The organism is Thioalkalivibrio sulfidiphilus HL-EbGr7, assembly GCF_000021985.1.
Taxonomy (GTDB): Bacteria; Pseudomonadota; Gammaproteobacteria; order Ectothiorhodospirales; family Ectothiorhodospiraceae; genus Thioalkalivibrio_A; species Thioalkalivibrio_A sulfidiphilus.
In genome coordinates this window covers 251616-263276 of sequence record NC_011901.1, presented here as the reverse complement: position 1 = coordinate 263276, position 11661 = coordinate 251616, and the positions used below count along the sequence as shown (strand labels likewise).

Below are 11661 nucleotides of genomic sequence, written 5' to 3'. Positions count from 1 at the left end.
AGGGAGGGATGACTGAATATTGTACGGAAGTACAATACGCGGGCTTTTTGCTGATGACCTGACGCAGATCAGGTGTCATCCGGCTGGTATACTGGCGCCACCATTCAGACCACTTGAACGGCAAATCCATGCAGGAAGACAAGAAACGCCTTCACTTCATCCTGGGCAACGTGATCCTGGGCCTCGCCGCCGTGATGCTGCTGTTCATGGGGCACCTGTGGGAGATGATGGGAGCCTGGTCCCTGGTCCTGTGGATGGCCATGGCGGCCGGCGGTGTGTACCTGATCGCCAAGGACAAGGATATCGGGCCGGGCGGGCCGCCGAATTGAATGGGCGTGAGGGGAAAGGGGACAGGCGTCAGATCGTAGGCCCGATAAACGGAGCGCATCGGGCGAATCAAGCCAATTAATCGGCTTGTCAGCAACCGCGCGTCACAGCGCGTATTTTCGGTTGCCGGAGAAACAGTGTAGGAGCCCCGACTTCGGGGCGAACCAGCCGGCGGTGAGGTTCGCCCCGGGGTCGGGGCTCCTACACGGAATCAGGCGCTGGGTTTCGCGCCTCACTGCACGAAATAGCCCACCACCCGCCATTCGCCCTCTTCACGGGCGCAGACCACCAGCTCCGCGCCCTGGTCCTGCTTCTCGAACACGGAACGGTATTCGAACATCGCGTAGCGGCCTTCCGGCACGCCGGGCATGATGGTCTCGACGGTGTACTCGTGCAACCGGCGCTGGGTCACGGCGCCCATGTTCTCGCGCATCTCGGCCATGGCCTCGCCCCACTGTTCGGCACTCAGCTCGGCCTTGAACAGGCTGCCCGCCATCGCCCAGGTGGCCTCGTGGTCGCCTGCATCCAGCCGCTCCAGCCAGGCGTCGACCACCGCCTGGACCTCGGGATCGTCCACCTGCACGGCGGACTGTTCCGCGCCGCCGGAGACGCCTTGCGCGCCGGCCTCCTCATTGGACGGCGACGAGCAGCCCGCCAGCCATGCCAAGGCAATCAACAGGATCAGGGACAGGGAAGCGTTGCGAATCCACATCTGGTCATTCCTCGGGTGTGATCGGTGAATCGGTGTCAGGCAGGCTGCCCGGAGTGCGGGAGAGCTTATCACGGCTGGGCGGGGCCGGTCCCGGCGCGGCGGTTCGGCCCGGGGTCGTGCCTCCTACACAGGCGGCTCGCGTAGGCCGGATAAGGCACAAGCCGCATCCGGCATTCCCCTGCACCATTCGCCGGATGCGCTGCGCTTATCCGGCCTACACCTGCACCCGCGTAGGAGCGGCGACCCCGCCGCGGACAGGAGAGCCCGCCAACCGCGACCTCGGTCCGCATGCGGATCAGGTAGCTTGGGATGAGGCACGAACCCCAACAAGGCGCTCATCAGCGACGCGATGTTGGACATCGCCGCGCTCGGTCCAACCTACTCGTTGCATCTAACGCCGGGTCACGTGCAGGCCGACGAAGAAGTTTCTGCCCGGCGCTGGCTCGTAGTAGCGCCCTAAGGCCGCGTTGGGCCGGATGTTGGCGAAATAGTCCTGATCGAACAGGTTGTTCACGGCGATAAAGGTTTCCACGTCCCAACCATCCTGTCGGAACACCCGGCCGGCGCGGGCGTTGAAGATCGCCGTGTCGGACACCCGCTCGGTGTTGGCGTTGTCCGCGTACTGGCGGTCCAGGGCCAGCATGTCGAGGATGTAGTAGTCCCGCCCCGGGCGCCAGGCGGCCTCCAGGAACAGCTGCTGGCGGGGGATGGCAGGCAGCTCGCGCCCGGCCAGGTCCACACCATCGTCCTCGAACTCCCTGAAGGTGAAATCTGACCAGGTCCAAGCGCCGGTGAATGTCCATTCCGTCGAGGCGAACCAGCTCAAGCCCGCCTCCAGACCCTGGCGCCGGGTGCGTCCGGCGTTCTCGTAATAGATACGATCCAATTCGTAGGGCACCAGCTCGTCGCGCACGTCCACCCTGAACACGGCCAGGTCGTACTGCACCGCTCCCGCGAATCCCTTGAAGCCCAGTTCCAGGTTGCGCGCCTGCTGGGGTGCGATGGCGGGATTGAAGCCACCGCCCGCCGGGTTGGCGTACTCGGTGAAGGTGGGCGTCTCGAAGGCGGTGCCGTAGGTCCCGTAGATGCGATGCTGCGGATGCCAGGCGTAGCTCAGGCCCAGGGAATGACTGGTTTCCTGGAAGGTGCGACTTCCCGAGTCATCACCGTCGCTCAGGAATCGATCATCCACCGCGAAACGCACCCAGTCGCGGCGCAGACCCAGGGTGCTCTGCAACCGCTCCGTGAGGTCGATCTCCTGCTGCAGGAACACACCGGCGGCCTCGGCGGTCTCGCGCTGTTCGAGGACCAGATCGCCACGCACCCCCAGCAGATTGTCATGGCGGCGACGGTCATCCTGCTGGCGCTCCAGGTCCAGACCCAGGGTCACGCGACCGGGCAGGTCTCCCAGACGGTTGGCGCGGGTGTACTGCACGCCCGCGCCATAAAAGGCCCGGTCGTAACCGACCATGCCGCCGCTCTCGAAGGGCAGGCGATTGTCGAAATTGCGCCAGGTGTGGAACACCCGCGCCTGCAGGGACTCCCCTTCGCTCAGATCCCCCCGATACACCAGGCCCAGGCGCTCCTGGGTGACGGACTGCCCGGCGTTATAGGCAATGGCGTTGGGGTTCGCGGCGCGACGGTCTGCCGCCACCTCGGCGGCGGTCAGCGCGCCCGGATCATCGGTGCGCGGCGCGTCCAGAAACGTGGCAAGCGCCGTCAGGCGGTGCCCCGCGGCCAGGTCCCAGTCCAGGCGAGAATGCAGCAGGCGCTTCTCCGCAACGCTGTGGTCCCGGTAGCCGTCCATGGCGAAGTCCCAGCCGCTCACGTGCCAGGCGAGATCCTCGGCCTGCCCGCCCGCCTGGACACCGATGCGCCGGTAGCCGAAGCTGCCTGCCTCGAGGCGCGGCTGCAGGAAGGTCTCGGGCGGACCCGATCGGGTGGTGATGTCCAGCACGCCGCCGGTGGCGTTGCCGTGGAGCACCGAGGACGGGCCGCGGATGACCTCGATGCGCTCCAGGGCAGTGAGGTCGATGGCATCCACCTGGCTCTGGCCGTCGGTGGTGGTCTCGGGGATGCCGTCCACCAGCAGCTTCACGCCGCGGATGCCGAAGGCGGACCGGGCGCCGAAGCCGCGCATAGAGACGCGCAGGTCCTGGGCGAAGTTGTAGCGGTTCTGGGCGGTGACGCCGGGGATGCGCACCAGGGATTCGTCCAGCTGCAGGCCCTGGCGGGCCTGCTCCAGGTCTTCACGTTCCACCACGCCCAGGGCGGCGGGGGTGTCGAGCCAGGGACGTTCCAGGCGGGGGGCCGTGACGGTGAGCGGTTCCAGACGCTGGGTCTCGGCCGCCACGGTCAGCGGCAGGCTCAACGCGACGCACAGCAGGGCGGACTGGTACGGACGTGGAAACATGACCATGGATCGTTAAAAAGTCGGTGGACCAGCCTGCCCGGGCCGTTGGCCGGATGCAAATGACCCCACTCCCCTGTCCGGCAAGCGCCTCCTCGGGGAGGGGCGGATCGGCGGCTATTGCAGCGTCTGCAGCACCGGGTGATCCGGCCAGTCCGACTCCAGTCGATACAGGTGTGTCCGGGCGGCCGCCTCCTCACCCCGGGCCCGGTGGGCATTGATCAGCGCGGCCAGTGCGAAGGGCGCGGACTCGGTGGCGGCGTAGTGGTTGAGGACGTAGTTCGCCCGGGAGATCACCGCCTGGTGTCGCCCGGCCTGCAGGTCGGTGGCGATGGTCTCCAGTTCCACCCGTGCCAGGCCTTCACGCAGGTCCGTCAGCATCATGCGCAGATCACTGGCGTAGGCCGTCTCAGGATACTGGCTCACCAGCACCCGGATACGCCCGAAGGTCTGGCGTGCCTGGGCCGCGACGCGCACCGACGGCGTGTCGGGCGGCAGCTCCTTCCAGCGGGCATAGGCGACCAGGGCGTGCAGGTAGCGTCCGTATTCCTCGGAGGGGTGTCCTGGGTGTTGTTCCAGGAAGGTGATGACCAGTTCCTCGGCCTCGGCAAGCTCACCCCCGCTCAGGCAGGCATAGGCGGTCTCGATCCGTGCGTCAGGCAGGCGCGGGCTGTTGGGATGCTGCGCCTGCATGACTTGCAGGGCTTGGCGCGCGGCGGCGCAGTCACTGGCCGAGACGGCCTCCACGACCGCCCGGTAGGCAGCGGTGTCGTCATCGGCCGGGCGCACGCCCTGGGTGGCGCAGCCGGCAAGCAGGACACTCGCCAGCAATACCATCAGCCATGCCCTTAGATACATCCTCAAACCACGACTATGCATTCGGATCCGGTTCCTGTTTCAGACGATGGCCCATCATAACGGCAATCCACTGGAGACTTCATCCGCAACTCACTGGCCCTGACCCGCAGTATCGTAGGGCGCATAAGCGCAGCGCATCCGCCAATCGCCCTGGCACAGGCGCATGCCGGATGCGGCTGTGCCTTATCCGGCCTACGCATCATTCTCCCTTGCATCTTCCCAAAAAAACGGCCCGCACGAGGCGGGCCGAGACAATCGGAGGAGATGGAAAAACCGGGGCCTCCCTGCCCCTTCGATTTCATCCGTGATCAGCTGCCGATCACACCACCGTCGTCCTTGGTGATGACCACCGTGGCGGAACGGGCGTAGTTGTTGCCACCCAGGGGCCAGTTGCCCAAGCCGGCGATGTCACCGGAGGCGAACTCGGCTGCCGTAATCGTGGCACCCGGATGCTGCTGGTTGATGAACATGGTGGTCTGATCCGGGGTGGTGATCACGCCGGTGATCTCCTGGCCCAGGGTGCCGGTGAAGAAGCGACGGATCTCGCCGGTGAAGGGGTTGCCGGCGAGCATCATGTTGTTGCCCATCATGGCGTAGGTGGGGTTGGTGTTCACCACGCTTTCGCTCATGTCCGTCTGGATCCACAGGCGGCTGTCAGCGTCGATCCACAGGCCGTCCGGCGAGCTGAAGATGTTGTCTTCGGTCAGGGCGTCGCCGTTGAGATCGAAGCCACCCACGATGGCATCCTCGCTGGTGTCACCGGCCAGCACGAACAGATCCCAGGTGAAGGACAGGGCGGAAGTGTTGTTGCCGTCCTCGCGCCAGCGGATGATCTGCCCATGACGGTTCGGACCGCGGGGGTTGGCAGCGTCGGTGTTCTCGGCCGTACGACCGGAGTTGTTGGTCAGGGTGAAGTACACCTCGCCGGTGTTGGGATCCACCGCGCCCCATTCGGGACGGTCCATCTTGGTGGCGCCGACGGTGTCGGCGGCCAAGCGGGTGTTGACCAGCACGTCGGCCTGGCTGTTGAACAGGGGCGCGACCAGCGGGCCCTGGCCGAACACCAGGGGCAGCCACTCGCCGGTGCCGTCGTCGTTGAACTTGGCCACGTACAGGGTGCCGTTGTCCAGCAGATGACCGCCGGCGGTCGCCTGGAAGTAGGACTGGCCGGAGACGAACTTGTAGATGTACTGGTTACCGGAGTCGTCACCGGAGTAGCAGACCACGGGCTGACCTTCCACGGCAGGATGGAACACCACGCCCTCGTGGGCGAAGCGACCCAGGGCCGTGCGCTTGACCGGGGTGCTGTCCGGGTCGAACGGGTCGATCTCTACCATCCAGCCGAAGCAGTTGGGCTCGTTGCGGTAGTCTTCAAGGGCGCTGGCGCCGGTGGGGGTCACGTCGAAGCGGGCATAGGCCTCGTCGTTGCTCTCCGGATCCGCGTCGGCACGCTCCCAGCCGTAGCGGGAGAAGGCACCGGTGCCCACGCCGTAGCGGGCCTGCTCACGGGGACGCTCGGCACCGGTGCGGAAGTAACCGGCCCAGTTCTCTTCGGCGGCAACGTAGGTATTCCACGGGGTCACACCATGACCACAGTTGTTGAGGGTGCCGCGGGTCATGGTGCCCGTGGGGTCGTACTTGGTCTTGACGAAGTCAGTGCCACGCACCGGGCCGCTGATCTCCATGGGGGTCAGCGCAGTGATGCGACGGTTACGGGCATCGGCCACCACGGCCCACTCGCCGTTCAGCTGCTTCTGCACGCGCACCACGGTCACGCCGTGGGCGTTCATCTCGGCGAGCACCTCGTCGGCCACACGACGCACGACGCCTTCATCGTCATAGGTGGGATAGGCGCTGCGGCTCAGGGACTGGCCGATGGCGGAGGCGTGCATGTAGCGAGGCTCCACGTACTCGTGGTTCATCACCAGCAGGCCGTCCTCGGAGCTGCCCTCGTAGGGGTCCGTCCCCTCGATGGGGAAGAAGTGCATGCCGTCGTGGTGGGAACCGATGGCATCGCCCTGCTGCTCACCCGTGATGGGGAGATCGTAGAGAATGGTGGGGTTGCTGATCGAACGGCCCCATTCGGCCAGCACCTGGGTGCTGTAGCCGCTGGGCACGACCACTTCGTCGAGCTCGCTCACGGGCACGGCGTCGAAGCCCAGCAGCTGGGGGGCAGAGCCCGTGCCAGTCCCGGAGGAGGAGCTGGAGTCGCAGCCGGTCAGGGCGACACCGCCGAAGATGCCGGTGATGGCGGTGGCAAGGCTGCCCTTGAGCACCGTGCGGCGACTCATGCGGGCTTCCACCACGTCGGCGAAGCTGCGGTTGTTGGAGAAATTGGTTTCCGGCTCGTCGCCGTCACCGAGGTCGATGATCGGCCCAATCTTCTTGTTGCTCATGTGTGGATCTCCTGGCTATCACGGGGGTGGTTCGGAAAGCCGGGAGATTAGTGGCCACAGATGACCGGATGACGACTATCAGGTAAACGGAATGTGAAACTTGCGCATGCAAATATGACAGCGCAGGAAAGTGTCAAGTCGATCACGGTTCCTGTGCTGGGGTGTTGTCATTGAGACGGACAGGTGAACCCATCTGCCGTGAGCAAAACGAGACCACCTCGAGCAGGAAGGGATGTTCTTCGTGAAGATCAGAACCTGCCGTTGATACGCACCGGCACACGCCCGTCACGCCCCGGGTTGCCGATCATGCGCAGGGCCTGGCCGATGTTGGGATGGGCGCCTTCGCGGGTGCCGGCGACACCCTCCACCCGGTAGCCACTGGCGGTGGAGATCTCGGCGACTCCCTCGGCGATCAGCGGGCCGCCCTGGTCCTGGATGCTGAGGCGCAGACCGCCCTCGCCGGTATCAGAGATCTCGGCGCGCAGATCGCCCAGGGGCAGCGGCTCGGGGATGCCGGCCGCGGCATCGATCCAGCCCAGCACGCCGCGGGCCTCACGCACCTGACCGCTGTAGGCCAGCTGCAGGCGCTCCAGATCCAGCACCAGCCGGCCGTTCACCCGCACCGGCCAGGTCATGAAGGGCGCCACCACCGGCGCGGCCGGCATGTCGCCGCGCACCCCGGCCAGCACCACCGTGCCGGGCCCCACGGCCACGTGGGCCGCGACGCGACCGCCCTGGGGCCGGGCCTCCAGGTCCCAGCCCAGGCGCATGGCCAGCAGGCTGGTGAAGGTGGCGCGCCACTGCAGGTCGTTTACCTGCAGTCCACCGGGCAGCACGGCGCGCACGGCCGCGCCGTTCCACAGGGTGCCCGTGATGCCCTGCACTTCCACGCCCGCGGGCACCATGCCCCTTGCACGAGCCTGATCCCAGGCGAGTCCCGCCGGCAGCAGGGTCAGCAGAAACAAGCCGTAGGCCAGCAGCCCGATGATGAGCCAGAGCAGCCAGCGGCGCTTGTGGGTGTGTTCGGTTTTCAAATCGGATGTCTCGGTTGTTCGTAAGGGGTGAGGCGGAAGGTGTCAGGCGTTTGCATGTAGGCCAGCCTTGGCAACGCTGATTACGCAGAGAACGCAAAGGCGCAGAGAGCGCAAAGTTTTGTGATTAAAAACCCTTTGCGGCCTCTGCGTCTCCGCGCTCTTTGTGCGATTAGATCTGCTGACATCGACTTGTGCCGGATGCGCTGCGCTTATCCGGCCTACGGCTTTCCTTCCCACTTCCCAATTCACACTTCCCACTTCAACTCACCCTTCCAGGGTGAGCCTCGCATTCACACGCCCCGGTGTCGCCTGACGGTCCACCACCAGGCTGGTGGCGCGAATGCCGTGGCGGGTCTCCAGGGTGCCCAGCCAGGTCATCAGTTCATCGAAGGGCGCATCCTCCAGCCAGACGCGCACGGTGTTGGCACCCTCCGGCTGCACGCGGCGCACGGTGCCGCCGAGCTGACCCTCGCGCACGGTGCGGTCGATCATGCCGAGCAGGGACTGGCCGGCGGGCGTTGGGGTGCGACCTGTCGCTGCCGTGGCGCGCAGTTGCGCGGCGGCCTGCTGCATCCAGCTCACGTCAGCCCGCTGCGCCACCAGGGTGCGCTCCAGGCGTTCGGCGCGATCATGAAGCGGCTGCCAGATGAGCATGTAGGGCAACAGGAGGCACAGCAGTGCTCCGCCCACCATCAGGATGCGACGATCCCTCTGATTCAAACCTTCCCACCAGGCCTTCATGAGCCAACCCTCCGGATCTGGATGCGGCTTTCCACCCCGTCATCACGGGCACTGGCGGACTGGATCTCCACCGCCCAGGCCGCGTCGGCCTCCAGTTCCTGCTTGAGACGGTCCAGGCTCTGCAGGCTGTCCAGCTGCAGGTCCAGTTCCATCTGACCGGGGCGGTAGCGCAGACTCTGGATGCTCAATCCCGACAGCCGGGTCAGCACCGTGGCGGTATGTGCCAGGGCCTCGCCCAGGTCGCCCGCCCCGGCTGCACCTGCTTCGCGGCCGCGTCCGGCCAGGGCACTCTCCATCTGACGACGGGGGTCACCGCCGGCGCGGCTGCCGGGAACCGCGGTTTCGTAGATCTCGCGCATCTGCGCGTCCAGGGCGGCGCGCTCGCGCTCCAGACGCTGGATGTCCACCACCACCAGCGCCACCTGGATCAGGGCCCAGGCCGCCAGCACCGCGGCGGCCGCGCGCCAGGGGCGCCACAGGCGACCCAGCTGCTCACGCCGGCTGTAGGGCCCTGTGAGCAGGTTGAAGGGCAGCTTTGCCGGCAGCTGTTGAGCGATCTCCTCGAGCAGGGTCGCCTCACTGTCGCGCCATTTCAGGGTCTGTCCATCGAGTGCCTCCAGCCCCTGGTCGGTGTCACGGGCCGGGCCATGGCGCACCACTTCCAGGTGACCTGGCCGCGCCTCCTCGTCGGTCTCCTCCAGGCGCAGCCGCACCAGCAGGGCGGCGTTGTCCCGGTCCAGGGCCATGCCCTCCCCCGGCCCCGTGCTGAGCCAGGCCGAGTCATGCTCCAGCCACAGCAGCCAGCCCTCGCCATGGGTGGGCAGGAGCGCCGTCTCCGGCACCAGGGAGCGGGGATCGAGCCCGGCCTCGCGCAACTGCTCGCGCCACTGATCCATCTGGGCACGGGACACCACGGCCACGCTGATGTTGTCGTCCGGCAGACGCGCACCCGGCACGCAGTGCAGGCTATCCACGTCGCCGGCCAGCTGGTCTTCCAGGGCATAGGGCAGCGCCCGGGCCAGGGCGCGGGGATTGCGCGCCGGCACCCGTGCGCGGGTGAGCAGGACCTCGGGGCCGGGCGTCAGCGCCACCACGGCCTGTCCCCGGGCACGCTCCGCCAGGGCGGCGAGACTGTCCTGCCCCGCCTCGCGGATCGCGCCCGCGGCATCCCGCAGCACGAACTGTGCATCCCCCTCCCCTTCGGGCAGGCGCAGCAGCAGGGTCTGTTGGTTCATGGCAATGCGCACCGATTCATATTGCTCGCCCAGATGATTACATCGATCACTGACTTCGAATTGCTACAAGTGAACCCAAAACCTATTCTCTCATGGAGGCACGGGGACACGGAGAAAGATCCATCATTGCGCATTCCCCGTGTCTCCGTGTCACTGTGAGAGGACCGCCTTTCGTGAGTTCGAGCATGTGATGTTGGACATACGCATGCCCAATACATCCTTCTCCATACCATCAGATTCGTAGGTCGGGCTTCAGCCCGATAGCCGAAGTTTCACCGTACATCGCTGTCGGGCTGAAGCCCGACCTACGATTTCCTGTCTCTTGTATCTTGTCTCTTGTATCTTGCCTCTGCGCCTTCCTCAATCTTCACACATCGACTGGCTGCGCCACACCACGCTGATGTTGCCGGTGTCCAGCAGGCTGCACAGCAGGAAGCGCCGACCGCCCAGTTCCGCATGCACGCCCAGGCGGAAGAACCGCGAGGCCACCACCTCGCCACGATCCGGGAAGGCGTCCTGCAGCACCGGTTCGGCGAACTCCAGGTTCATGGTGGTGCCGGTGGCGGGCAGGGCGGTCACGTAGGGCGACAGCGCCTGCCAGAGCTCATTGTTCATGCCCTGCACCCGGCGCAGTTCCGCGGCCACGATCATCGGGCGGTTCGCGCTCAGGTACGGCGGCGTCGCCAGGCGGTAGTACGGGTCATCGGTCTCCGGGTTCATCCAGTCACGTACTGCCGCGGTGAGCCCCTCCGGGTCCAGACTGAGGTCGGGGGTCTGGGCGCGCACCCCTTCCAGCAGTCGGATGAAACCATTGGCCGCCGCATCGTCCCGCGCCGCCAGGTTGTTGAGGTTGAACCGGCAGTGCATGTCCTCGAGCCAGACCTCCATCTGCGCCTCTTCAAGGGTCACCCACAGGGGGGGGGAGATACAACCCTCCCAGGGCAAGTCGCGGTCATCCGAGGACAGCAGGCCCAGGGCATAGCCCTCGGCGGCCAGCGCGATGAGGTAGGCCTGATCCTGGCCCAGCATGTTGCCCGCGCGACGGATGTCCAGGTGCTGGCGTGCCACCATGGCCACCGCCGCCAGGGTGGCCAGCACCACCACCAGCAGTGCGGTGATCAGGGCCACACCCCGTTGACGGCGCCGTGTCGTTCTCATGGCAGCGCGAACCAGCGGGTCAGCTGCTGGCCGTCCTGGCGTTCCAGGGTCAGCTCCACCGCCCGGGGCAGGGCCTCGGGTGCCAGGGGATTGATCTCCAGGGGCCAGGTCTCGGCCACGGCGAACTGGCCGGTCTCGTCCAGGTAGTGAAAGCGCAGGGTCCAGGCACGCACGCCCTGCACCGGCTCATCCCCTTCGGCGCTCGGTTCCCCCAACAGGGGCATGACGCCTTGAGGCTCGGCGGGATCGGCACCGTCGAGCACCGTCCAGGTGAGCCGGTAGAGGCGATCCTCGCGGATCTCCCAGGCCACCCGCTGGGCGCCGAAGGCACCGCCCGCGCGCACCAGTTCCAGGCGCGGCTGATCGCTGAAGGGGCTGAAGCGCAGGGGCGCCATCGGGTCGCCGTATTGATCGCGCACCGGCCGGGCCACCACCTGCTCGAAGTCCCGCCCCAGCAGGGTGAAGGCCATCTGCAGTTCGTTCAGGCTGCGCGAGGCCCGGTCCGTGTGCTGACGGGAATCCAGCACCGCGCTCAGCCCCCCGTAGGCCATCATTGCCACCACCGCAAACACCGCCATGGCCACCAGCAGTTCCAGCAGCGTGAATCCCCGCAGCCCCGTAGCACTTGAAGTGCCTTGCCACTTGCCACTTGAGACCAGCCCGCATATCTCACCCCCATTCGTGGCGAGGGCGTCGAGACGCCGCTGTGACGGGGCGCGCGGACCGCAGGACGGCGCAGGCGTAGCCGACACTACGTCAAGCCGGCCGGAGCGAGCACGCCCCGTCACAG

The 11661-nt window shown here is 66.6% G+C and carries 10 protein-coding genes; 1 reads left to right on the top strand and 9 read right to left on the bottom strand.

Annotated features, from left to right (window positions below; translation table 11 throughout):
* Positions 1 to 128: 128 nt before the first annotated feature.
* Complete coding sequence (locus TGR7_RS01205; RefSeq protein WP_012636831.1) at positions 129 to 329, top strand: hypothetical protein; 201 nt, start codon at positions 129 to 131, stop codon at positions 327 to 329.
* 230 nt (positions 330 to 559) lie between these two features.
* Here TGR7_RS01205 and TGR7_RS01200 read toward each other — a convergent pair whose 3' ends face one another.
* From TGR7_RS01200 to gspJ, 9 genes are all read right to left on the bottom strand, one after another.
* Entirely contained in the window at positions 560 to 1039 is a 480-nt protein-coding gene (locus TGR7_RS01200) for a DUF4019 domain-containing protein (RefSeq protein ID WP_012636830.1), read from the bottom strand.
* Between the two features lie 391 nt (positions 1040 to 1430).
* Complete coding sequence (locus tag TGR7_RS01195) at positions 1431 to 3452, bottom strand: TonB-dependent receptor family protein (protein WP_245523011.1); 2022 nt, start codon at positions 3450 to 3452, stop codon at positions 1431 to 1433.
* Between the two features lie 114 nt (positions 3453 to 3566).
* Positions 3567 to 4286, bottom strand: coding sequence for an outer membrane protein assembly factor BamD (locus TGR7_RS01190; protein WP_012636828.1), 720 nt, complete (start codon positions 4284 to 4286; stop codon positions 3567 to 3569).
* A 329-nt stretch (positions 4287 to 4615) separates the two neighbouring features.
* On the bottom strand, positions 4616 to 6703 hold the full coding sequence (locus TGR7_RS01185) for a PhoX family protein (protein WP_012636827.1): 2088 nt from the start codon (positions 6701 to 6703) through the stop codon (positions 4616 to 4618).
* Positions 6704 to 6951: 248 nt separating this feature from the next.
* Positions 6952 to 7737, bottom strand: coding sequence for a type II secretion system protein N (locus tag TGR7_RS01180; protein ID WP_012636826.1), 786 nt, complete (start codon positions 7735 to 7737; stop codon positions 6952 to 6954).
* A gap of 264 nt (positions 7738 to 8001) precedes the next feature.
* On the bottom strand, positions 8002 to 8478 hold the full coding sequence (gspM, locus tag TGR7_RS01175) for a type II secretion system protein GspM (protein ID WP_012636825.1): 477 nt from the start codon (positions 8476 to 8478) through the stop codon (positions 8002 to 8004).
* The gene (gspL, locus tag TGR7_RS01170; RefSeq protein WP_012636824.1) at positions 8475 to 9713 is read right to left on the bottom strand and encodes a type II secretion system protein GspL; all 1239 of its coding nucleotides are present in this window, start codon (positions 9711 to 9713) and stop codon (positions 8475 to 8477) included. The genes gspM and gspL overlap by 4 nt, the downstream gene beginning before the upstream one ends.
* Positions 9714 to 10073: 360 nt before the next feature.
* A complete protein-coding gene (gspK, locus tag TGR7_RS01165; protein ID WP_012636823.1) occupies positions 10074 to 10871 on the bottom strand; it encodes a type II secretion system minor pseudopilin GspK in 798 nt (265 codons plus the stop codon).
* Positions 10868 to 11485 (bottom strand): type II secretion system minor pseudopilin GspJ, encoded by a 618-nt coding sequence (gene gspJ / locus TGR7_RS01160; RefSeq protein WP_041442221.1) that lies wholly within the window; start codon positions 11483 to 11485, stop codon positions 10868 to 10870. The genes gspK and gspJ overlap by 4 nt, the downstream gene beginning before the upstream one ends.
* Between the last annotated feature and the right edge of the window lie 176 nt (positions 11486 to 11661).